Here is a 21,191-nt window from a genome sequence, read left to right as displayed (position 1 = left end):
TTTTACAAATCAGAGTGAGCTTAGGCAGGTTTTGTTACAAACGCTCAAGTTTTGCGCGTTCTGCTCACCATGATCCGCCGCACATGCCCTCTTCCTCTTAATCTGTAGCCGAACCGACAGGGGGGAGGACGGACGCCGGTGAGATGGGTGCTCGCGGTGACTGCCCTGTGGACGCTGCTCGGCCTGCTGCCCCTGGCGCTGCTGACCTCCTCCAGTATCTCCCTGTCGGAGAACGCCGTGCGCGACGAGGTCGACGGCCGGGTCAGGATCACCGCCTCGGTGAGCCGGGTCGTGGTCGAGCAGCAGATGGGCTCCCTGGCGCAGCTCGTCACCACGTTCGCGCAGCGGCCCGGCCTGCGCGACACGGTGGAGCACGCGACCCCCGAGGCCATGCGCACGTACCTCGGAGAGCTCAAGGAGCTGCGCGACGGCATCAGCGGGCTGATCCTGGTCTCGTCGGAGGGCCGCATGCTCGGCGCGGAGCCGAAGACCGTGCTGCCCCAGGACCTCACCGCCACCGACTGGTACCGCGCCGTGCGCGACCGGCGGGCGGCCCACATCTCCCAGGCGTACACGCCCACGATGATCGACGTGTCCAGGGCGGTCGCGGTGGCCGCGCCGATCCCGAGCACCGACGGCAAGCGCATGCTCGGCATCCTCGCCGTCGTCTACAGCCTGGACGCCATCCAGGAGTTCGCCAAGGAGGCCGCCGAGGCGCAGGACATCAGGCTGCTGATCACCGACCGGGCGGGCGTGCTCGTCGCCGACCCCGGCCGGAAGCTCCTCGCGCTCACCTCCCTGCGCGAGGACCCCCGGGTGGACGCCGCGCTCGCCGGGCGCACCTGGAACGGCCTGTTCAGCGGCGTCGACGGCACGGTGCTGTCGGCGTCCGAGCCGATCCCGGGCATCGGCTGGACGGTCACCGCCGAGGTGTCCGCCACCAAGGCGCTGGCCTCGGCCGAGCGGCTCAGGACGAACGTCATGACCGTCGCGGCCCTGCTGGCCCTGCTCATCCTCATCGGCCTGGGCCTGCAGATCCACACCACGCGCGGCCGCCGCCGCGCGCAGGCCACGCTGGCCAGGTACGCGGCCGAGCTGGCCGCCGCCAGGGACGAGGCGGTCAGCGCCTCCAGCGCCAAGTCCGAGTTCCTGGCCAAGATCAGCCACGAGATCCGCACCCCGATCAACGGCGTGCTCGGCATGAACTCCCTGCTCATGAGCACCCGGCTGGACGACGAGCAGCGCCACTACTCGACCACGGCCCAGGAGTCGGCCCAGAACGTGCTGCGCCTGCTCGACGACTTCCTCGACCTGTCCAGGATCGAGGCGGGCCACCTCCAGGTCGACGCGGTGCCGTTCGACCTGCCGCGGTTGTGCGACGAGGTGGTCGCGCCGTTCGCGCCGCACGCGTACGAGCAGGGGCTCTGGCTCACGCTGCGGCTCGACGACGGCGTGCCCCGGCAGGTGACCGGCGATCCGGCGCGGCTGCGCCAGATCCTCACGAACCTGGTGGGCAACGCGCTGAAGTTCACCGTCCAGGGCGGGGTGGACCTGCACGTCACCCTCGAGGAGGGCGAGCCCGGCGACGCGCGGGCGGTGCTCAGGTTCGCGGTCGCCGACACCGGGATCGGGGTGGGGCCCGACGACCGGGAGCGGGTGTTCGGCGTCTTCCGGCAGGTCGACTCGCCGATCACGCGCAGGACCGGCGGCAGCGGCCTGGGGCTGGCCATCGGCCGGCAGCTCACCGAGCTCATGGGCGGGGAGATCGGGCTCGACAGCGTGGAGGGCGTGGGCAGCCGGTTCTGGGTGCGCCTGCCCGTTGACGTGCTCACCTGGTCGGAGCCGTCGGTCGAGGCCCTGCAGGGCAGGCGCGCGCTCGTCGCCGACCCGCGGCCCGAGGACCGCGCGCTGGCCGTGCGGTTCCTGGCGGGCGCCGGGCTCGACGTGGAGGAGACCGCGGACTCCGCTTTGGAGCTGCTGAGGGCCGCCGCGTCGGCCGGGCGGCCGTACGAGCTCGCGGTCGTCGCCCTCGACCTCGGCACCGACGCCGAGTCGACCGCGCACGTGATCCTCACGGACCCGCTGCTCCAGGCGACCAGCGTGGTCGTGGTCGTCACCCCCGGGCGGTCGGGCTTCGCCTGGCCCGGCGCCATGGGGGAGCGGGCCGTCCAGTCGATCACCCGGCCGCTGAGCCGCCGCCGCCTGCTGGCCGCCGTGGAGAACGCCCTGGTCACCGCCGAGTGCCCCGGCGAGCCGCGCGAAGGCGTGGAGCTCGCGGGCAGGGACGGCGGCGCGCGGATCCTGGTGGCGGAGGACGACGAGGTCAGCCGCCAGGTCGCGATGCTCGTGCTGCGCCAGGCCGGGCACGAGGTCGAGGTGGTGGACGACGGCGAGCAGGCCGTACGCGCCGTGCTGGCCGGGGGCTACGACCTGGTGTTCATGGACTGCCAGCTGCCCGTGCTCGACGGGCTGGCCGCGACCGAGGAGATCAGGCGGCGCGAGGACGCGCACACCCCGATCATCGCGATGACCGCGGCGGCGATGCCGGACGACCGGATCCGCTGCCTGGCGGCCGGGATGGACGACCACCTGGCCAAGCCGGTGGACTGGCCGCGCGTGCTCGCCAGCATCCCGGAGTGGGCCGCCTACTCCGGGCTCCCGCCCGAGCTGATGGGGCTGTCGCCGGAGGCGCTCGCCGACGTGGCGGAGGCGTACCTGGCCACCGCGACGCGGACGTACGAGGAGCTGCGGTTGGCGGCGCGGACCGGCGACGTGGCGGAGGTGGCTGCGCTCGCCCACCGGCTCAAGGGCAGCTGCGCGACCGTCGGGGCGGCCCGAGAGGCCGAGCTGTGCCGGCGTGTCGAGGATCGGGCGCGTACGGGCGCCGTCGACAGCGAGCCGCTCGACGAGCTGGGCGAGCTGCTCAAGGTGACGCCGGCATGGATGAACAATCCGTAGCCGCCTGTTAACACCTGAGAAATTTGTCAACGTTAGTGTCTCACTGTTACTAGTCGTGTTTGTTTGTAGTGATTGGAGGGTTGATGGCTGATTCGTCTGGTGAGCCGAGTCCAACGACCACCCCCAGCCCGACGTCCTCCCCGACGCCGACCGCGTCCCCGACGGGCACCCCATCCCCGACCAGCACCCCGTCCCCAACCGGCACCCCATCTCCGACGGGCACCCCGTCCCCGTCCGGCACCCCGACTCCCACGCCCACGGGGTCACCGAGCCCGACCCCGTCCCCGACGGGCACCCCGAAGCCGACCCCGACTCCGTCGGGCACGCCCACCCCCAGGCCGACCCCCACCCCCACCTGGTCGCCCGTTCCGACGCCCACCTGGTCGGTCATCCCGCCGGTGCAGGAGCCCTCCCCGCGCCCGGCCCCGACCCAGGAGCCGGTCCAGCCCCCGAACGCCCCCAGCGGTGGCCTGGAGATCCACTGGACCTCGATCCGCCGCCTGGCCAAGCTCTTCGACAAGACCGGCGACGACGTCGTGGCGCTGCACCGCGGCTCCACCTCGCTGGCCACCACCTCCGACCTGGTCGGCGGCGACGACGACGGCCGCGCGTTCGCCGAGTGGTACGGCGACGGCTACGACTCGCTCACCGAGGCGATGCAGGGCATCGCCGACAAGAACTTCAGCTCGGCGGGGAACTTCCGCGACTTCGAGAAGTTCTGGGACTTCCTGGAGCAGCAGATCATCAGCACGCTGCCCAAGATCCCCGACCTTCCCGCGCCGCCGATCCCGCAGGCCCCGCCGCGCAAGGAAGGCGCCTGATGTTCGACCCCTTCCAGGCGCTGGCCTGGTTCGCCGACGTGCACGTGCCGGTGGCCGACGTGAGCAACCTGCGGGACCGTGCCAAGGCGCTGCGCGCGCTGGCCGAGTCCATCGGGAAGGTCGCGCACAAGACCGACGCCGGCGTCGCCGAGGCGCGCAAGGCGAACGACAGCCGCATCGTGGACCGCTTCGCCGACGTGTGGCCGAAGGAGCTCGCCCCCCGCTACGCCGCGCTCCAGGAGGAGCTGCTGGACCTGGCGGCGGGCTGCGAGGAGTACGCCGACGCCGTCGAGGAGCACCGCGAACAGCTCCGGATCATCGGCACGTACCTCGCCGCCATGGCCTTCACGATGATGTTCGGCTTCGTCTACCCCGCGGCCAGGGTCGCGGCCGAGAAGGCGTTCAGATGGCTGGTGTCCAGGGCCAAGCTGGAGCGCACGCTCTTCCAGAAGATCACCAGGATGATCCTGGAGGCGCGGATGGGCAAGCGCCGCGTCGGCAACTACTTCGTCCGCGAAGGGCTCGACGCGCTGGCCGACTCCGTGCTGTGGACCGCGCTCAAGACCGGCGTGCACGCGGGCAGCTCGGCCGCCACGGGGCAGCCGATGGGCAACCTCTGGGAGTACGCGGGCAAGCACTTCGCCGCCGAGATGGCCTACAACGGCGGCATCAAGGCGCTGAGCGACGTGCGCAGGTTCTTCCCCGCCACGAAGGTCACCGAGACGCTGCTGGGCTCGGACCCCGCGGGCAAGTTCTTCCGCCGCACGCTCTCGGCCGCCACCATCTACCCCCTGGTCGCCGGTGGGGCGATGTCGGAGCAGGGCGCGCTCCGCTCGGCGCTGGCGCACGCGCCCAGGGCCTTCATCTTCAAGCGTTGAGTGAGTGAGGAACACCGATGACGACACCCCGTACCGGAGACCCGGAGCTCGACCGCGCGCTGGCCGAGATGGCGGCGCGGACGGCCGAGCTCGAAGAGGTGAGCCGCCTGCTGGAGGAGACCCGGGGGCGCGGCGAGAGCGCCGGCGGGCAGGTCGTCGTGGAGCTCAAGCCCACCGGCTCGCTGGCCGGGCTGCGCATCGACCCGCGGGCGATGCGGCTGGGCTCGCAGGCGCTGGCGGACGCCATCGTGGAGGCGTTCCGGCGCGCCGAGGACGACGTGGCCGGACAGTCGTACGACCTGGCGAAGACCGTCTTCGGCACCTGACCGCCGCGCGGTTGGCGCGATATGGGGTGAATGGCAAGCTTGGTGCCGTGCGTGTGATGTTGCTCGGCCCGTTCGAGGTGCGTGACGGGGAGGGGCGCCGGGTCGAGATCTCCGGTGCCAGGTTGTGCGCTCTGGTGGCCAGGCTCGCGCTGGAACCGGGCCGGGTTGTGCCGTTCGACGTGCTCACCGCCGCCATCTGGGGCGAGCGCCCGCCGGCCGGCAGTGCCAACGCCCTGCAGTCGCTGGTCTCCCGCACCCGGCGGCTGGTCGGCCATGCCGCGATCGAGTCGCACCCGGCCGGCTACCGGCTCGCCGTCGACGCCGACGACGTGGACGTCTCCCGGTTCGAGCGGCTGGCCGGCACGGGGGGCATCGCCGCGCTGCGCCAGGCCGAGGGGCTGTGGCGGGGGCCGGCGCTGGCGGACCTGGCCGGGCTGCCGTTCGCGGACAACGCCGCCGTACGGCTGGACGAGCTGCGCCTGTCCGCCGCCGAGGACCGGCTGGAGCTGGAGCTGTGCGCGGGCAACGACGTGCTGGCGGAGCTGGGCCCGCTGGCGGCCGCGCACCCGCTGCGCGAGCGCCTGCAGGGCCTGCTCATGCGGGCCCTGTACGCGGCCGGCCGGCAGGCCGACGCGCTCGACGCCTACGAGCGGACCCGGCGGACGCTGTCGGAGGAGCTGGGCGTCGACCCGTCCGCCGAGCTGGCCGAGCTGCACCTGTCGATCCTCCGGCACGACCCGCAGCGCCAGGACCGCCGCCGCACCCGCAGGACGAACCTGCGCGCCCAGGTGACCAGCTTCATCGGCCGCGAGCAGGAGCTGGCCCAGCTCGCCAAGGCGCTGGAGACCGGCCGGCTCGTCACCGTCGTCGGCCCAGGGGGCGCGGGCAAGACCCGGCTCGCCGCCGAGGTCGCCGAGCGCTCGGCCGACCTGGCGCCGGACGGCGTCTGGCTGGCCGAACTGGCGCCCGTCACCGACCCCCACGACGTCGCCAACGCGGTGCTCACGGCGATCGGCGGCCGGGACGGAGCCCGGTTCGAGGCCGGGGAGGGCGGCGCCGCCGAGCGGCTCGCGGAGGTCTTCGCCCAGCAGGGCGTGCTGCTCGTGCTCGACAACTGCGAGCATGTCGTGTCGGCCGTCGCCGAGCTGGTGGACCGGCTGCTGGGCGCCTGCCCCGACCTGCGCGTCCTGGCCACCAGCCGGGAGTCGCTGGCCGTCGCGGGCGAGAGCCTCTACCCCATCCCGCCCCTGGAGTGGCCCGCCGGCACGACCGAGGACGCCCGCGGCTACTCTGCGGTCCGCCTCTTCGCCGAACGGGCCGTGGCGGTCCGCCCCGGCTTCACCCTCGACGAGACCACCACCCGGGCGGTCGTCGAGATCTGCCGGCGGCTCGACGGCATGCCGCTGGCCATCGAGCTGGCCGCCGCCAGGACGCGCGCGCTGAGCGTGGAGCAGATCGCGGCCAAGCTCGACGACCGCTTCCGCCTGCTCAGCAGCGGCAGCCGGACGGCCCTGCCCCGGCACCGCACCCTGCAGGCGGTGGTCGACTGGAGCTGGGACCCGCTGTCCGGCGAGGAGCGGGAGCTGGCCATGGTGCTGGCGGCCTTCCCCGGCGGGGCCACGCTGGAGGCGCTGGAGGCGGTCAGCGGGCTCGACCCGCTCGACGCGCTCACGGCGCTGGTGGACAAGTCGCTGGTCGAGTTGTCCGGCGAGCGCTACCGCATGCAGGAGACGGTCAGGTCGTACGGGATGGCCCGGCTGGCGGAGTCCGGGCAGGACCGGGCCGTGCGGGACGGGCACGCGCGCCACTTCCTGCGGCTCGCCGAGGCGGCCGACCCCGGGCTGCGCGGCGCCGGCCAGCTCCACTGGCTGGACAGGCTGCGGGCCGAGCACGACAACGTCGTGGCCGCGCTGCGGTTCGCGGCCGACGCGGGGGACGCCGAGCTGGGCGTGCGGCTGTCGGCGGCCATGTGGTGGTTCTGGTTCCTGCAGGGCATGCGGATCGAGAGCGTGCACTGGATGCGTGGCGTGCTCGACCTGCCGGGCGAGGTCCCGGAGGAGCTGCGGCCCGTACGGCTGGCGCTCCAGGGGCTCGTCCACCAGCAGCTCGGCGACCCGGCGGCACAGGAGACGGTCCAGGAGGCGCTGGACCTCGGCGACCGGCTGGGCGGGCCCGCCGGCGTGCTGCTGCTCTGCGCGCCGATGGTGCTGGGAGACCTGGTGGCGGCCGCCCGGGCCGCCGAACGGTCGATGCCGGGCCTGACCGGATGGGAGCGGGCGTTCGCGCGGATGACGCTGTCCATGGCGGCCGAGAGCAAGGGGGACGTCAGCGGGGCGTTCACCCTCGTCGACGAGACGCGGCGGGAGATGGAGGCCCTCGGCGAGCGGTGGGGGCTGTCCTCCGCGCTGCGCGTGCTGGCCGAGCACCACGACCGCGCGGGCGATCTCGCTGCCGGGATCGAGGCCAGGTCGCGGGCGCTGCGCCTGGCCGGTGAGCTGGGCGTCGTGGAGGACCAGGCCGCCATCCTGGCCAAGATCGCGCTCTCGTACGCGCGGTCGGGCGAGCATGACCGCGCCCGGTCGTACATGGACGCGTGCTGGGACTGCGTGGAGCGGTTGCGGCGGAGGGAGGGCGTCGAGTACGTCCGGCTGTCGCAGGTCGAGGTGCTGCTCCGGAGCGGTGCCCTGGAGGAGGCGCGGCGGGAGCTGACGGCGGTCGAGGATCCGTCCTGCCCTCCCGATGTGCGGGCCTGGGGGGCCTGCTATCGCGCGATGGCCGCGCTGCTCGACGGCGACCGGCCGAGTGCCGGGCCGTCGCTCGACATCGCGATGGAGCTGGGGGACCTGCCGATCCTGGCCGTCGCGGCGCAGGTGCGGGCGGCCGCGCTGGCCGACGACGAGCCGGCGCGGGCGGCGTACCTGCTGGGGGCCGCGACCGCGCTGCTCGGGACGGAGGACCGCAGCGGGTTCGGCGACCTGCTGCGGCCCGCGGAGCGGGCGCGGGCGGCGCTGGGGGACGAGGCCTTCGCCGCGGCGTACGAGAGCGGGGCCGCGCTCACCCGCGACGCCGCGATCAGCGCCGTCCGCCCGGCGTGAGCGGCTTCAGCGTGTCGTAGTTGGTGGCCGGCCGCGCCGCCTGGCCCTGCCCGTCCCGCAACGTCAGGCACAGCCCGCACATGTGCGCCCGCCAGGCCGCACGCAGCGACGGGCACCCGTGTGCGCCACAGGGACGGATGATGCCGAACATACGACCTCGCAGGATTCGGATTCTGGAGGCGCGATGCCCGGAGGCACAGCCGAACCCGGTATTTCCCCGTGGTCCGCACCCGAGGCGAGGCAGTACATTGTGCCGACCAGGCCGGAGACGTCCCCGTTCGCCGCCGGCCTGGTCTTTTACGGCTTTCCGCCATCGAAGTCGGCGGCTCGCCCCCATATCCGCCGGACCCGAGGCCGCCTAGCGTGAGGCGGCGTGATCAGTCTGAAGGGTTTGAGCAAGAGGTACGGCGACCGCCCGGCGGTCGACGACCTGACACTGGAGCTGAGACCGGGCACGGTGACCGGGTTCCTCGGCCCGAACGGGGCCGGGAAATCCACCACGATGCGCCTGATCCTCGGCCTCGACCGCCCCACCGCCGGCACCGCGCTCATCGGCGGCGTGCCGTACCACCGGATCGGCAACCCGCTGCGCACGGTCGGCGCGCTCCTCGACGCCCGCGCGCTGCACCCGGGCCGCAGCGGCCACGCGCACCTGGTGGCACTGGCCCGCGCCAACGGCATCCCCCGGCGGCGCGTGGACGAGGTGCTGGAGACGGTCGGCATGGCCGCGGCGGCACGCAAGCGGGCCGGGGCGCTGTCGCTCGGCATGAGCCAGCGGCTCGGCATCGCGGCGGCGCTGCTGGGGGATCCGGAGGTGCTGATGTTCGACGAACCCGTCAACGGGCTCGACCCTGACGGAGTGCGCTGGGTGCGCGGGCTCATGCGCTCGCTGGCCGCCGAGGGCCGGACGGTGTTCGTCTCCAGCCACCTCATGACCGAGATGCAGCTCACCGCCGACCACCTCGTCGTGATCGGCAAGGGCCGGCTCATCGCGGACGCGCCGCTGTCCGACGTCATCGCGGGCAGCTCCCTGACGGCCGTGCTCGTCCGCACCCCGCACGCCGGCGATCTCGCGGTACGGCTGCGCGCCGCCGGGATCGCGGTGGATCGGTACGGCGAGAACGAGTTGGAGGCCACCGGCGCCACCCTCGAAACGGTCGGCGACCTGGCCTACGAGGCCGGGATCCGGCTGCACGAGCTGCGCACCCGGGAGGCCTCGCTCGAACAGGCCTACCAGGAGCTGACCGCGGGAAGCGTCGAGTACGGGGCGGGATCATGAGGACGTTGTGGCAGGCGATCGGGTCCGAGTGGGCGAAGCTGTGGTCGGTCAGGTCCACGTGGTGGTGCCTGGCCTGCGCGGCGGCGCTCATGGTGGTGACCGCGCTCACACTGGGCGGCGCGAGCGCCACCGACGCCCTGCGCGAGGGCCGGACCGGCGCGCGGGTGACGGCCAGCGAGCCGGTGGTGTCGGCGACGTCGTTCGTCCAGTTCGCGCTGGTGGCGCTGGCGATGCTGGCGATCACCTCGGAGTACTCGTCCGGAAGCATCCGGGCCACGTTGCAGGCCACGCCCGTCCGAGGGGTGGTGCTGGCGGCCAAGGCGCTGGTGGTGGCGCCGGTGATGGCCGTGGCGGGCGTGCTGTCGGGGGCCGTCGCGACGGTGGTCGTCCAGGTCGTGCTGTCCGGTGCTCTGTTCGGCGGGCTCGTCGTGTCGCCGATCGGCGAGGTCGCGCCGGACCTGCTCGGGGTCGGGGCGTTCTTCGCGCTGGTGTCGGTGATGACGCTCGGCGTCGGCGCCGCGATGCGCAGCGCGGCGGGCACGCTGACCGTGGTGTTCATGCTGCTCATGGGGCTGCCGCTGATGTTGCTGACGACGGGGAGCCAGGCGGCGCTGGACGCCTCCTTGCGGATGCCGACGTTCGCGGGGCTGGCGTTCATGGGGAGCGCGGACAACCTGGCCGGCGGGCCGATGCCGTACTCGGCGGGGGAGGGGCTGGCCTGGCTCCTCGCCTGGACGGCGGCGGCCCTGGCGGCGGGCCACGCGGTGCTGCGCCGCCGCGACGCGTAGCGGCGGCCCGCAATGCCTGGAGCGGCGCGGATGATGCGTGAAGAGGTGCGGAGGATGCGTGGAGCGGTGCGCGTCGTCAGGGGGTTGCGCCTAGAATTCACGCCCGTGTCAGGCAGCAGGGCAGCCCGGGTGCTGGCCGGGGTCGTCCTCGGGATGGCCCTCGGCCTCGTCGAGCTGGTTTTCCTGTGCGTGGCGTGGCCCGCGTGCCTGGTCCCGGCCGCCCGGCCCGCCGTCGTCCGAGGGCTGGACCGGCTGATGGCGCTGGAACGGGCCAGGCTGTCCGGCTGGCTCGGGCACGAGGTGGCACGGCGGGACGGCGGCTACGGCTTTCTCGCGGCCCGCGCCGCCCTGGGGGTCCTGGGCGGGTACCTGTGCGCGGCGGGCCTCTTCCTCGGCGGGCTCCTGCTGGTCGGCGGCCTGTGGGATCTCACATGGGGGCGGGCCGAGCCGGTGCCGGTGAACCTGCCCGGCGTCAGAATCGTCACCAGCAGCGGCATGCTCGGCCTGACCGGCGGCGCCGTGCTGCTCGCCCTGGTCGCCCTCATGACCCTGGCCGTCGGATCGCTCGAACGGCGGCTGGCCGACCACTTCCTCGGCCCCGGCAGCCACGAGCTGATGCGCCGGCGGATCGCCGAGCTGACCGCCACCCGCTCCGGCATCGTCCGGGCCGTGGACGACGAGCGGCGCAGGATCGAACGCGACCTCCACGACGGCGTCCAGCAGCGCGGCGTCGCGCTCGCCATGCTGCTGGGCCGCGCTCGGCACAGCGCCGATCCCGGGGCGACCACCGAACTGGTCGCCCAGGCGTACACCGAGTCGCGCCAGCTCCTCGACGAGCTGCGCAGCGTGGCCTGGCGCATCTACCCGACCGCGCTCGACGAGCTGGGGCTGCGCGCCGCGCTGGCGGGCGTCGCCGACCGGTCGAGCGTGCCGGTGACCGTGCACGACGGGCTGGCCGGACGGCCCGTGTCGGAGGTGGAGACCGCGCTCTACTTCGTGGCCCGCGAGGCGATCACCAACGCGATCAAGCACGCCGGGGCGCGTGACATCCTGGTCGTGCTGACGGAGGACGAGCGGGCGGTGAGCGTGGTGATCTCGGACGACGGCTCGGGCGGGGCCGATCCGACGGGCGGCGGGCTGTCGGGGCTGGCCCGGCGCGTGCTGGCGCTGGACGGGGAGTTCACGGTCCAGAGCCCGCCGGGCGGGCCCACCAAGATCGCCGCCACCCTCCCGAAGACACCGCCCGGCGGCTCCCCCGAGGCGTCGGAGGCCGTCCCCGGGGCATCCGGGGGCGTTTCCGGAGCGGCGCCCAGCGGGCCCCGAGCGGGGTCGAGCGAGTCCGGGACGGGGTCGAGCGGGCCTGGGATGGCGTCGTCCAGCGGGTCCGGGGTGGAGGCGGGCCCGTCGTGCGGGTGATCCTGGCCGACGACTCCGTGCTGCTGCGCGAGGGGCTCACCCGGCTGCTCGACGACGCCGGTCACGAGGTGGTCGCCGCCGTCGGCGACGCCCCCGCCCTGCTCGCCGCCGTCGAGCACCACCGCCCCGACGTGGCCGTGATCGACGTCCGCATGCCGCCCGGCCACAAGGACGACGGCCTCCGGGCGGCCCTGGAGATCCGCGACCGCCACCCCGGCGTCGGCGTGCTGGTCCTGTCGCAGTACGTCGAGCAGCACTACGCCGCCAGGCTGATGGCCGGCTCCACACGGGGCCTCGGCTACCTTCTCAAGGACCGGGTCTCGGAGGTGGCCGACTTCCTCGACTCGCTCGAACGCGTACGCGTGGGCGGAGCCGCGTTCGACCCCGAGGTGGTGCGGCAGCTCCTGGCCCGCACCACCCACGCAGACCCGCTGAGCGGCCTGAGCCCGCGCGAGGGCGAGGTGCTGCGGCACCTCGCCCAGGGCTTCGTGAACGCGGCCATCGCCGAGCGCCTGCACGTCTCGCTCAGCACGGTCGAGAAGCACGTCAACGCCATCGTGGAGAAGCTCGACCTGCCCCGCGACCCCGACTACAGCCGCCGCGTCCTGGCCATCCTCCGCTACCTGGACACGTGAGATCCGGGCGGCGAAGGCACCCTCATTCCCGCTGGGTGAACGGCGAGCCCAGCCTGCCCTCGGTGATCAGCCGGTCCAGGGTCTCACGCATGGTCTTCGCGTCGTTCAGGTGCGGGAACGGCTCCCCGGCCGGGACGTCCACGCCCAGGAACCGGCAGAGCGGCTCCCACCCTTCGCGCACGTCGAACACCAGCAGCCGCTCGGCGGGCAGGCTCTCCTTGACCGTGGCCAGGTGACGCTCGAACACCGCCACCGCCTCGTCCTCCTCCGGCAGCCCCTCTCTGAGGCTCCTCCTGCCCTCGAACACCGACGAGGTGATCAGATCCATCACCGGGCTGAGCCGCATCATCCCGCCGAACACGGCCGCCGCCGTCTCGGGCAAGTCCTCCGGGAGCTCGCGCCCCGGGCCGATGGAGACGAGCGTCTGCATGCTGCGGTACCAGGCCTGCGGGTCGCGTACGGTCAGGATGACCTTCGCGTCCGGATACGCCTCCGCCTGCTCCCTCCAGAAGAAGGACGCCGGCCAGTCCTGCGTGGAGCGGAAGCCGTCGAAGACGTGCTCCCAGTCCACCTGCGCGCCGTCGGCCAGGGGCAGCCACCTGTCGACGCGGGACGGGTCGCTGATGATCGTGAACATGTGGTGGCACGGTCCAAAACCGAGCCGTTCGAGTGCCGCCTTCATCGAGCTGGTTCCTGTCCGCGGGAATCCCGCGCCGATCACCGTGAGCACATTGCCTCCATGGGGTGTTGGCCGGCTACTCCCGATGTTGACCCGTGGTCATGGGACCGGCAATCATCCAAGGCCAACTCAGCGGCCATGGATGGGCGGTAGCGGACCGTATCGACATCGGTGCGGAGCAGTGCCGGCGCGAGGGACGACCACCCTTCGATTCCCTCCCCGCTCGGGCAGGACGCGGATGAGCCGGGCGCAGGTCCGGGCCGGCCCGATGGCCGGGGCCACCGTGGCCGGCGAACCGCCCCCATACGCGTGCCCGGCCGGGGCGACGGCGCGATGGGGTCCGCTGAACGCGGTCAGCACCAAGACGAAGAGAAACAAACCACCCAGGTGCCCGGCGGCCATGCCGACGTGCGGCCGCCTTCTGGTGGGACGTGCGGAGGTCGGCAGGGCCGGCGCGCGGGCGGGCGTTCGCATCGTCCGGAGGTTCCACCCGGCACCTGGCCCCTTTTGCCGGCGGGTGTCGGCCGAGGGCCCTCACGGGGGTTGCGGTGGAGACGTCTCGGGCTGGTGGCCAGACCTGAGCCCTGTCGATCGTTCGACCGACCGGTCACGCAGGCGAACCACTCGGCAGACCACAGGAAGATCTTGATGGATCGAGGTTTAGCCATCATTTGTCCAGCTATCAATCTCGTCGTTTTTCGGAAATTGAGGAGTTGTCTTTCTTGTTTTCTGCCGGGTCCTCATGCATATGATCAGTACGTGACGTTTTCGCCTGGGTGGCGCTGCCCTTTGGTTGCCGTACAGGGAGTCATCGATCATGTCTAGAACCGCACCCTTCTCCGTCGCGTTCAACGGCCCTGTGGACAGGTTCGTGGTCACGAGCAACCTGGGAAGCGGCCAGATTATCGTTATCACGCAAAGCGGCGACGTCTGGGGGCATAATCTCGCAGGCAACGCCAACGCCGTCGGGCAGGGCTTCAAGTTCGAAGGTGCGCGGGTCGCGTTCAACGGTCCCGTGGACAGGTTCGTGGTCACGAAGGACGACCGTATCTTCGTCATTACGCAAAGCGGCGACGTCTGGGGCCACAAGTTCAACGGCAGCAAAATCGACCCGAGCTTCAAGTACGGTGGAGCGAAGGTCGCGATCAACGGCCCCGTCGACAGGTTCGTGGTCGCCAGTGGCCTGAAGAATGACGACCGGATGTTCGTCATCACGCAAAGCGGCGACGTCTGGAGTCATGCGATCACCAGCAACTCCATCGGGCCGGGCATCAAGTGCGGCGGGGCGAAGGTCGCGATCAACGGCCCGGTGGACAGATTCGTGGTCACGATGGGCAGTCGCATGATCGTCATCAGGGAAGACGGCGATGTCTGGGGCCATGAGGTCGATCCGGGCGGGGTCATCAACAACACCATCGGACCGGCCTTCAAGTTCGACGGAGCGAAGGTCGCGATCCACGGTGCCATGGACAGATTCGTGGTCACCAGTGACAACCGTCTCATCGTCATCAGGGGAGACGGCGACGTCTGGGGCCATAATGTCATCGGCAAGACCATCGGACCGCCTTTCCCGATGAACTTCCGCCTCATGCACTTCACTTTCGCGAACGACATTACCGCAGTACTCCGGGACCGGCTGATCGAGCGGCACAAGTTCGCGCTGCGGCGCGTCATGCTGTGTAACAGCCTGTCGGCCGAGGAGAAGCGTCGTCTCATCGACGTAGCCTATGATCGCCCGATTCACCACAAGGCGTTTGTCGATGAAATCGATCTCGGCAGGGCGGACCGGAACCGCGGGGAGTTGAGCGTCAACTTCCAACTTCTGTTCCCGTTGGGAGACGAGGAGATCGCCCAAACCATCATTCACGAGATGATGCACATGGCGCATTACGACCATCCCGAAGAAAGGCACGACCCTCCCGCAGGGACCCCCTGCACCTCCCCGCCGTTCGACTGCCCCGGCGACAATGGCCCGTACTACGGCACGCCTCCACTGCGGGCCGAGCTTTGCATTGCGGGCGACCAGAGCCTGCACGGGCGACTTGAGCGCAAGGCTTTCAACAAAGGTTGCGTGAGCGATGGGCAAGATGTGGCCACGATCTATGTCGAGTCTTCAGTGACGCCCCGTTCTCGTCGGCCCGCGTACAGGTGATCACCCGCATGAAGCCCATCGGTCGTGCGGCCCGCCAGGCCACCGAGTGAGGGACCGAGGAGGCGTTGCGGGTGCCGTCCGTCGCGCACCGGGTGACTTCCAGCGTCCGGCCGTTGTCGAACAGGTGGGCCACCGCACGATCCGTGCCCAGATGCCGTCCCGCCGACGGCGCCGAAACAACCCGTGATCATCCTTCGAGACGCGGGCCGGCGTGCCCGGCCAGACAGAGCCAGCGGTCCCCTTCCTTGACCCAAGTCTGGGTCATCGGCATCCGGAACGTCGAACGAACGCTTTCGCCGCTGACGACGTCGTCGGCCGCCACGCAGCGCAACACCGCGACCTGCTGCCCGACCACCACCACCTCGGCGTCGGTCAGCGACTGCTTCTTCCACATGATGGCCCCCGCTGTGTTGGACCGGACATAGTCCTCTCGATCGAACTGCTCGCCCAGATACGACGTCCAGTGAAAATCCGGGTGCAGCAACCGGCGTAGCCGATCAGGGTCTCCCGCGGCCAGAGCGTCCGCGCGCTCCAAGGCCGCCGCAATGACCTCCTGCTCCGCATTCATGTCTGGAGTCTCAGCGCCGGCACCCGAGAGATCAAGGCAGCTCCTCGCGGCCCGCCCGAAACCGGCCTGATTCCAGCAGCGAGGCCGGCCGACTCCATGGACAGTGCCCGACAGACGCTGACAGCGATCCGGCAGAGCCGCCTGGCACGGTCGAGCCATGAACGAGAAAACGACGGACATCCTCATCGTCGGTGCCGGTCCGACCGGGCTCACCCTCGCCGTGGATCTGGCCCGCCGGGGTGTCGCCTGCCGCGTCGTGGACCAGGCGCCCGAGCCTGTCGGCGGCTCCAAGGGCAAGGGGCTGCAGCCCCGTACGCAGGAGGTCTTCGACGACCTTGGGGTGATCGGCCAGGTCCTGGTGGGCTCGACGCCCTACCCGCCGCTGCGGGTCAGGATGGGCAGGGTGCCCGTGTGGCAGGCCCGCATGCACAAGCGCGTCCCGGCCACGGACGCGGTGCCGTACCCGACCGTGATGATGCACCCGCAGTGGCGCACCGAAGCGGTGCTGCGCGAGCGTCTGGCAGAACTGGGCGGGAAGGTGGAGCAGGGTACCGCGCTGACCGGTTTCGAGCAGGACGCGCACGGCGTGACCGCCAGGCTGGGCACGGGGGAGATCCTGCGGGTGCGTTACCTGGTCGCGGCGGACGGCGGCAGGAGCCCGGTACGCAAGGCGCTCGGCATCGGCTTCACCGGCGAGACGCGCGAGGAGGAGCGGATGGCCCTGGGCGACGTGCGGGTCGAAGGGCTCGGCCGGAACCACATCCACGTCTGGGTGCGGCCGGGCAAACGGATGGTGGCGCTGTATCCCATGGCCGGCACCGACACCTTCCAGATGCTCGCCTCGTTGAAGCCTGGAGTTGTGTTGGAGCAGACGTTGTCCTGGTATCAGCGGATCTTCGCAGAACGGTCGATGGTGCGCGGGGTGCGCCTGACCGAACTGCTGTGGTCCTCGCTCCACCGGGTCAACATCCGCCTCGCCGACCGCTACCGCTCCGGCCGTGTCTTCCTGGCCGGGGACGCCGTCCATGTGCACCCACCAGAGGGCGGGCAGGGGCTCAACACCGGCGTGCAGGACGCCTACAACCTGGGCTGGAAGCTCGCGCGGGTGCTCGCAGGCGCGCCTGAGGCGTTGCTGGAGACGTACGAGGAGGAGCGCAGGCCCATCGCCGCCCGGGTCCTCGGCCTCAGCACTGACCTGCACGACAAGAAGTCCTACAAGCGTGACGAGGAGACCTACCAGCTCTCACTGAGCTACCGGGGCGCCTCGCTGGCCCGGAGCGGCGGCGAGCGGGTGCCCGACGGCCCGATCCGGCTGGCCGACGGGACGCGGGCACGCGTGTTCGACCTGCTGCGGGGCCCGCACTTCACTCTGCTGTCACCCGACCCCGTCCCTCGCGTCGCGCATGGTCCGGAGATACGCGCCTACAGCCCGGCCGCGCCCTACGGCGGCGAACCGCACACACTCATCCGACCGGACGGGTACGTCGGGATCTCCACCGCCTCGGCCGATGAACTCCGCGCCTACCTGGCCATGGTCTGATCCCACAGGGGATGATCGGGTGCTTCGGCACAACGCGGTGAACGAGGGGGCCGGTCGGTCCCGGGCCACCGCTCATGGGGAGCTCACCCGCCGCCGGACCTGGGACCCGCCGCGATCAGCCGGAAACGCCCATGCTGCGGTCGATCGCCTTTATCGGAGCGCGGTTCCCGAGGCCGAGGTGAAACCCATGGTCGCCGGCCACCTCCTGCCGACGTCCTGCGTCGACCCTAGACCTCCTCAGGGAGAGTGAGCATCCTGTTGAGGATCGGGACCAGCTGCTCCTCCTCGTAATCCAGGTGGGCCTCCAGGTCGGTGGCGCGCTGGTCGAGTTCCTCACCGATCCCCGTGCCGCCGTGGTCGAGGAGCCGCCTGATCCGCTCCAGGAGCCGGGCCACCACCCGGTGCTCCGCCTGGAGCCGGGTCAGGGTCTCGGCCAGTTCCAGGGTCTCGGTCCCCAGATGGGGGAAAAGCGTGTTGTCCTCGCCCTCATGGTGGGCGTGGAGGGCGTCGCAGAACGTCAGGCAGTGCGAACGCAGGTCCGCCGCGTCCATCCGCGACGCCGAAGGTCCACCCGGCGCCCCCGCTCGACAGCACCGCCGCCCCCACCGCCCCGGCCACACTGCTGCCCACGACCCTGACCAGCGCGTTCACCCCGCCGGCCGCCGCGGTCTTGGCGGGCGCGCAGGCTGGCCGGGGAGGTCGGCAGCACGGCGATGGCGATCTACCACCACGTGCGTGACAAGGAGGAACTGCTCCTGCTGCTGCTCGACGACTACGCGGCCGGGATCCCCCGGCCCGAACTGCCGGAGGAGCCGCGCGAGCGCGTGGTGGCCGCGGCCATGGCGATGCACGAGGCGGTGTCCGGGTGCCCATGGGTCGTGGACGTGTACCGGATCATCTGGCACTACACGATGGGCGAGATCGGCGGCCGGGCGATGGGAGGAGCTGACCGCCCGCGGTGACGGTCACTTTGAGCGGCGGGTCATGAGGACGGCGAGGACCGCCAGCGCCAGCCAGGCCGACGTGAGCCCGATCAGCCAGGCCCAGCCCGCGTGCCCGTACACGACGCCGCCCGCCGTGCCGCCGAGGCCGCTGCCCAGGTAGTAGCAGAGGGTGTAGACGCCGGCCGCGCGGCCCCGGGCGCTCGGGGGCGCCTCGGCGGCGACCCAGGCGTTGGCGATGGCGTGCGCGGCGAAGAACCCGGCGGTCAGTACGGCGAACCCGGTCACGATGAGCGGCAGCGACGGGTGCGCGGTGAGCACGGAACCCGCCACCGTCACGGCCAGGGCCGTGACCAGCGCCTTCGTCCAGCCCAGCCGGGCTGCCAGGCGTCCGGCGGCGGCCGAGGAGGCGGTGCCCATGGCGTAGGAGAGGAAGACGAGGGAGGCGGCGGCGGGGGCGAGCGACAGGGGAGGGGCGGCCAGGCGGAACCCGGCGGCGTTGTAGAGCGCCACGAACGCCCCCGTGGCCAGCGTCCCCACGGCGAACGGCCCGACCAGCCCGGCCCCGATCCGAGCCCTCTGGACGGGCCTGGCACCCGGCGACCCGAGCCCCGAGGTCTGCGATCCGGGCTCCGGGGCCCCTGACCCGCGCCCCGGGGTCTCCGATCCGGGCCCAGAAGTCTGCGATCCGGGCTCCGGGGCATGGTCGCGCGGGAGTGTGAGGGCCGCGAAGAGCGCGCACAGCAGGGACAGCACCGCCACCACCAGCAGCGCGCCGTGCCACCCCATCGGCCCGGCGGCGAACCCGGCGCCGAGCCGGCCCAGCATCCCGCCGACCGAGTTCCCGGCGATCATCGCCCCCACCGCGGCGGGCAGCCGTGCCGTACCGACCGCGTCGGCCAGGTACGCCGCCGCGACCCCGGCGAACCCCGCGACCGCCACCCCCTGCACCGCCCGCATCACCAGCAGCACGGGGAAGGACGGGGCCAGCGGCAGAAGCAGCCCGATGATCACCGAGGCCAGCACCGACCAGACGATCACCCTGCGCCGCCCCACCCGCCCGGCGAGCCACGCCACCGGCAGCACGGCCACGGCCAGCGCCCCGGTGGCCACGCCGATGGTCAGTGAGGCGCTGCCCGGATCCAGCCGGAACCCGGCGGCGAGCTGCGGCAGCACGGGCTGCGGCGCGTACAGGAGGGCGAACGACGACACCCCGGCGGCGGCCACAGCCGCACTGACCCGCCGCGTGTCACGAACCGGAGGAGCCTCGAGAACCACCACGCCTGCAACGCTAAGCAAGGCTAATAAATACGTCTAATGCAGGAATGGGCGATAATTCATACCATGATGGATGAATCGGCCGACGAGCGGCTGGCGGCCCGCCTGGCGCCCGTGCTGGCCCTGCTGGCCGCCGTGGGTGAGACGGGTCACGTGACGCGCGCCGCCGAGCTGCTCGGCATCCCGCAGCCCACGGCCAGCCGCCGCCTCGCCGCGCTCGCGGACCTGGTCGGCGCCCCGCTCGTCGTACCCTCCGGCCGCGGCATCCGCCTCACCCGGGCGGGCCGCACCCTGGCCGGCGCCTCCGCCCGCGCCCTCACCACGATGGCCGCCGCCGCCCGCGAGGTCCGCGAGGAGATCGACCCGGCCTCGGGCCGCATCGTCCTGGGCTTCCTCCACCTCCTGGGCCGCACCCTCGTGCCGTCCCTCATCGGCGGTTTCCGCGAGCACCATCCCGGCATCCGCTTCAGCCTGCTGCAGGGCTCGCGCCACGACATGATCGAGGAGCTCCGCGAGGGTCGCATCGACCTGGTGTTCGTCGCCCCCATGCCCGTGGACGCCCCCGACCTCGCCGGTGCTCGCCTCGCCGACCAGGAGCTGGTGCTGTCCGTGCCGCCGTCCCACCGGCTCGCGGCGCGGGCGCGGGTGCGGGCGGCGGAGTTGGCGAGGGAGGAGCTGGTGACGCTGGAGCCGGGGTACGGCCTGCGCCAGATCACCGACGACCTGTGCGCGGCGGCGGGGTTCGAGCCGAGGATCGCGTTCGAGGGTCAGGAGACGGAGACCGTACGCGGACTGGTGGCGGCCGGGCTCGGCGTCGCCGTCCTGCCCCGCTCCACCCACCCCGCAGCGGACGCGACCGCGGGCGGCGTGGTGGAGATCCCGCTGTCCCCGCCGCTGTACCGGACCATCGGGGTGAGCTGGCTCCAGGACGCGCGCCTTCCGCCGGCCGTACGGGCCTTCCGGGATCACGCCCGCGCCGGCACCACCGCCCTGGGCCCGGGCTTCCGCCCCGCCACCCCATGAACCCCGTCAGACTGGTGGCCATGAATCACGATGGCGATGCCGGCGTGTCGGGTTCGTTGGCGAGGGTGCTCGCGGACGTGACCGCCGAGCGGGTGGCCCAGGACGTGCGGTGGGGCATGCAGCTCCTGCCCGACGGCACCGGGCACGAGGGGACGTTGGCCGAGTCCGGCCGGGCCAGGTCCGAGACCGAGGCGGCGGCCGAGGCCGGGACGCTGACGTGGCGGCACGTGCTGGCGGAGGAGGTGCTGGAGGCGTTCGCGGAGTCGGACCCGGAGCGGTTGCGCGCCGAGCTGGTCCAGGTGGCCGCCGTCGCCGTCAAATGGGCCCAGGCCCTCGACCGCCGCGCACCCCTCACCCCCGATCGAGGGCTGCCGAGGGAACGCTTCCGGGCGATCGTCGACGTGCACGTGCTCCTCCTCCGCGACTCCACGGTGCTGCTCGGCAGGCGGACCGGCACCGGGTACGGCGACGGGCTGTGGCATCTGCCCTCAGGCCACCTCGAAGCGGGCGAATCGGCGACCGAGGCGGCCGTCAGGGAGGCGGGTGAGGAGGTCGGCGTGACGATCGATCCGGACGACCTCAGGTTCGTCCACGTCATGCACCGGGCCCCGGAACGCGTCGGCCTCTTCTTCGCCGCCGACACGTGGACCGGCGAGCCGTACAACGCAGAACCGGACAAATGCTCTGAGATCGCCTGGTGGCCCTTGGACGGCCTGCCCCGCGACATGGTCGGCTATCCGGCGGCGGCCATCGCCAACGTCGTGAACAGCGTGCCCTACGCCCTGCACGAATGGTCTACACCTCGATGATGCGC

Annotated in this window: 21 protein-coding genes; 14 read left to right on the top strand and 7 right to left on the bottom strand. The window is 72.1% G+C overall.

What is annotated here, in order from left to right; translation table 11 throughout:
- Positions 1-138 precede the first annotated feature (138 nt).
- Positions 139-2,958 carry a response regulator gene (locus tag ACWDRB_RS08680; protein WP_449892501.1) on the top strand — a complete coding sequence of 940 codons (2,820 nt, stop codon included), beginning with the start codon at positions 139-141 and terminating at the stop codon, positions 2,956-2,958.
- A gap of 49 nt (positions 2,959-3,007) precedes the next feature.
- Here the strand turns inward: ACWDRB_RS08680 and ACWDRB_RS08675 are convergent, their stop codons facing one another.
- Complete coding sequence (locus tag ACWDRB_RS08675; RefSeq protein WP_449892500.1) at positions 3,008-3,349, bottom strand: hypothetical protein; 342 nt, start codon at positions 3,347-3,349, stop codon at positions 3,008-3,010.
- 7 nt (positions 3,350-3,356) lie between these two features.
- Here ACWDRB_RS08675 and ACWDRB_RS08670 point away from each other — a divergent pair, with 7 nt between their 5' ends.
- From ACWDRB_RS08670 to ACWDRB_RS08655, 4 genes are read left to right on the top strand one after another with little or no spacing between them, the layout of a single operon-like run.
- A complete protein-coding gene (locus ACWDRB_RS08670; RefSeq protein ID WP_449892499.1) occupies positions 3,357-3,779 on the top strand; it encodes a hypothetical protein in 423 nt (140 codons plus the stop codon).
- Entirely contained in the window at positions 3,779-4,657 is an 879-nt protein-coding gene (locus ACWDRB_RS08665) for a WXG100-like domain-containing protein (protein WP_449892498.1), read from the top strand. The genes ACWDRB_RS08670 and ACWDRB_RS08665 overlap by 1 nt, the downstream gene beginning before the upstream one ends.
- A 17-nt stretch (positions 4,658-4,674) precedes the next feature.
- The gene (locus ACWDRB_RS08660; RefSeq protein WP_185074069.1) at positions 4,675-4,983 is read left to right on the top strand and encodes a YbaB/EbfC family nucleoid-associated protein; all 309 of its coding nucleotides are present in this window, start codon (positions 4,675-4,677) and stop codon (positions 4,981-4,983) included.
- Positions 4,984-5,039: 56 nt separating this feature from the next.
- A complete protein-coding gene (locus ACWDRB_RS08655; RefSeq protein ID WP_449892856.1) occupies positions 5,040-8,078 on the top strand; it encodes a BTAD domain-containing putative transcriptional regulator in 3,039 nt (1,012 codons plus the stop codon).
- Here the strand turns inward: ACWDRB_RS08655 and ACWDRB_RS08650 are convergent.
- On the bottom strand, positions 8,056-8,229 hold the full coding sequence (locus ACWDRB_RS08650; RefSeq protein WP_449892497.1) for a hypothetical protein: 174 nt from the start codon (positions 8,227-8,229) through the stop codon (positions 8,056-8,058). The two genes, ACWDRB_RS08655 and ACWDRB_RS08650, sit on opposite strands and share 23 nt — an antisense overlap.
- A 222-nt stretch (positions 8,230-8,451) precedes the next feature.
- Between ACWDRB_RS08650 and ACWDRB_RS08645 the strand changes: the two genes are divergently transcribed.
- From ACWDRB_RS08645 to ACWDRB_RS08630, 4 genes are all read left to right on the top strand, one after another.
- Entirely contained in the window at positions 8,452-9,357 is a 906-nt protein-coding gene (locus ACWDRB_RS08645; RefSeq protein WP_363974459.1) for an ATP-binding cassette domain-containing protein, read from the top strand.
- Positions 9,354-10,145: an ABC transporter permease gene (locus ACWDRB_RS08640; protein ID WP_449892496.1), complete on the top strand. Its 792-nt coding sequence runs from the start codon at positions 9,354-9,356 to the stop codon at positions 10,143-10,145. Before ACWDRB_RS08645 ends, ACWDRB_RS08640 begins: the two co-directional genes overlap by 4 nt.
- Before the next feature lie 105 nt (positions 10,146-10,250).
- Positions 10,251-11,561 carry a sensor histidine kinase gene (locus tag ACWDRB_RS08635; RefSeq protein WP_449892495.1) on the top strand — a complete coding sequence of 437 codons (1,311 nt, stop codon included), beginning with the start codon at positions 10,251-10,253 and terminating at the stop codon, positions 11,559-11,561.
- The gene (locus ACWDRB_RS08630) at positions 11,552-12,196 is read left to right on the top strand and encodes a response regulator transcription factor (RefSeq protein WP_449892494.1); all 645 of its coding nucleotides are present in this window, start codon (positions 11,552-11,554) and stop codon (positions 12,194-12,196) included. The genes ACWDRB_RS08635 and ACWDRB_RS08630 overlap by 10 nt, the downstream gene beginning before the upstream one ends.
- Positions 12,197-12,218: 22 nt before the next feature.
- Here the strand turns inward: ACWDRB_RS08630 and ACWDRB_RS08625 are convergent, their stop codons facing one another.
- Complete coding sequence (locus ACWDRB_RS08625; protein WP_449892854.1) at positions 12,219-12,878, bottom strand: sulfotransferase family protein; 660 nt, start codon at positions 12,876-12,878, stop codon at positions 12,219-12,221.
- An 814-nt stretch (positions 12,879-13,692) separates the two neighbouring features.
- On the opposite strand from ACWDRB_RS08625, the gene ACWDRB_RS08620 reads away from it, so the two are divergent.
- Entirely contained in the window at positions 13,693-15,027 is a 1,335-nt protein-coding gene (locus ACWDRB_RS08620) for a hypothetical protein (protein ID WP_449892493.1), read from the top strand.
- Here ACWDRB_RS08620 and ACWDRB_RS08615 read toward each other — a convergent pair.
- Together ACWDRB_RS08615 and ACWDRB_RS08610 are read right to left on the bottom strand one after the other, a co-directional pair.
- Positions 14,933-15,160, bottom strand: coding sequence for an XF1762 family protein (locus ACWDRB_RS08615; protein WP_449892492.1), 228 nt, complete (start codon positions 15,158-15,160; stop codon positions 14,933-14,935). The genes ACWDRB_RS08620 and ACWDRB_RS08615 overlap by 95 nt on opposite strands.
- 54 nt (positions 15,161-15,214) lie before the next feature.
- Positions 15,215-15,595 carry a nuclear transport factor 2 family protein gene (locus ACWDRB_RS08610; RefSeq protein ID WP_449892491.1) on the bottom strand — a complete coding sequence of 127 codons (381 nt, stop codon included), beginning with the start codon at positions 15,593-15,595 and terminating at the stop codon, positions 15,215-15,217.
- A 157-nt stretch (positions 15,596-15,752) separates the two neighbouring features.
- Between ACWDRB_RS08610 and ACWDRB_RS08605 the strand changes: the two genes are divergently transcribed.
- Entirely contained in the window at positions 15,753-17,135 is a 1,383-nt protein-coding gene (locus ACWDRB_RS08605) for an FAD-dependent monooxygenase (RefSeq protein ID WP_449892490.1), read from the top strand.
- 227 nt (positions 17,136-17,362) lie between these two features.
- On the opposite strand, the gene ACWDRB_RS08600 is transcribed toward ACWDRB_RS08605, so the two are convergent.
- A complete protein-coding gene (locus ACWDRB_RS08600; protein ID WP_449892489.1) occupies positions 17,363-17,686 on the bottom strand; it encodes a hemerythrin domain-containing protein in 324 nt (107 codons plus the stop codon).
- A 162-nt stretch (positions 17,687-17,848) separates the two neighbouring features.
- On the opposite strand from ACWDRB_RS08600, the gene ACWDRB_RS08595 reads away from it, so the two are divergent.
- Positions 17,849-18,097 (top strand): hypothetical protein, encoded by a 249-nt coding sequence (locus tag ACWDRB_RS08595; RefSeq protein WP_449892488.1) that lies wholly within the window; start codon positions 17,849-17,851, stop codon positions 18,095-18,097.
- Positions 18,098-18,100: 3 nt separating this feature from the next.
- Here ACWDRB_RS08595 and ACWDRB_RS08590 read toward each other — a convergent pair whose 3' ends face one another.
- Positions 18,101-19,357 carry an MFS transporter gene (locus ACWDRB_RS08590; RefSeq protein WP_449892487.1) on the bottom strand — a complete coding sequence of 419 codons (1,257 nt, stop codon included), beginning with the start codon at positions 19,355-19,357 and terminating at the stop codon, positions 18,101-18,103.
- A 63-nt stretch (positions 19,358-19,420) separates the two neighbouring features.
- Between ACWDRB_RS08590 and ACWDRB_RS08585 the strand changes: the two genes are divergently transcribed.
- Positions 19,421-20,377, top strand: a complete 957-nt coding sequence (locus ACWDRB_RS08585; protein WP_449892486.1) for a LysR substrate-binding domain-containing protein — start codon at positions 19,421-19,423, stop codon at positions 20,375-20,377.
- 20 nt (positions 20,378-20,397) lie between these two features.
- The gene (locus tag ACWDRB_RS08580) at positions 20,398-21,186 is read left to right on the top strand and encodes an NUDIX hydrolase (protein WP_449892485.1); all 789 of its coding nucleotides are present in this window, start codon (positions 20,398-20,400) and stop codon (positions 21,184-21,186) included.
- Positions 21,187-21,191: the final 5 nt, after the last annotated feature.

The organism is Nonomuraea sp. NPDC003707 (assembly GCF_053587055.1).
Note: the sequence above shows the minus strand (reverse complement) of the source record. Positions and strands in the feature narration are given on the sequence as shown.

What these genes read in the sequence shown, in the direction of transcription:
- ACWDRB_RS08625 (WP_449892854.1), bottom strand. Translation starts at nt 12,878, where the DNA reads ATGAAGGCGGCACTCGAACGGCTCGGTTTTGGACCGTGCCACCACATG.
- ACWDRB_RS08585 (WP_449892486.1), top strand. Translation starts at nt 19,421, where the DNA reads ATGATGGATGAATCGGCCGACGAGCGGCTGGCGGCCCGCCTGGCGCCC.
- ACWDRB_RS08665 (WP_449892498.1), top strand. Translation starts at nt 3,779, where the DNA reads ATGTTCGACCCCTTCCAGGCGCTGGCCTGGTTCGCCGACGTGCACGTG.
- ACWDRB_RS08660 (WP_185074069.1), top strand. Translation starts at nt 4,675, where the DNA reads ATGACGACACCCCGTACCGGAGACCCGGAGCTCGACCGCGCGCTGGCC.
- ACWDRB_RS08595 (WP_449892488.1), top strand. Translation starts at nt 17,849, where the DNA reads ATGGCGATCTACCACCACGTGCGTGACAAGGAGGAACTGCTCCTGCTG.
- ACWDRB_RS08610 (WP_449892491.1), bottom strand. Translation starts at nt 15,595, where the DNA reads ATGAATGCGGAGCAGGAGGTCATTGCGGCGGCCTTGGAGCGCGCGGAC.
- ACWDRB_RS08640 (WP_449892496.1), top strand. Translation starts at nt 9,354, where the DNA reads ATGAGGACGTTGTGGCAGGCGATCGGGTCCGAGTGGGCGAAGCTGTGG.
- ACWDRB_RS08650 (WP_449892497.1), bottom strand. Translation starts at nt 8,229, where the DNA reads ATGTTCGGCATCATCCGTCCCTGTGGCGCACACGGGTGCCCGTCGCTG.
- ACWDRB_RS08605 (WP_449892490.1), top strand. Translation starts at nt 15,753, where the DNA reads ATGAACGAGAAAACGACGGACATCCTCATCGTCGGTGCCGGTCCGACC.
- ACWDRB_RS08675 (WP_449892500.1), bottom strand. Translation starts at nt 3,349, where the DNA reads ATGACCGACCAGGTGGGCGTCGGAACGGGCGACCAGGTGGGGGTGGGG.
- ACWDRB_RS08620 (WP_449892493.1), top strand. Translation starts at nt 13,693, where the DNA reads ATGTCTAGAACCGCACCCTTCTCCGTCGCGTTCAACGGCCCTGTGGAC.
- ACWDRB_RS08580 (WP_449892485.1), top strand. Translation starts at nt 20,398, where the DNA reads ATGAATCACGATGGCGATGCCGGCGTGTCGGGTTCGTTGGCGAGGGTG.
- ACWDRB_RS08600 (WP_449892489.1), bottom strand. Translation starts at nt 17,686, where the DNA reads ATGGACGCGGCGGACCTGCGTTCGCACTGCCTGACGTTCTGCGACGCC.
- ACWDRB_RS08655 (WP_449892856.1), top strand. Translation starts at nt 5,040, where the DNA reads ATGTTGCTCGGCCCGTTCGAGGTGCGTGACGGGGAGGGGCGCCGGGTC.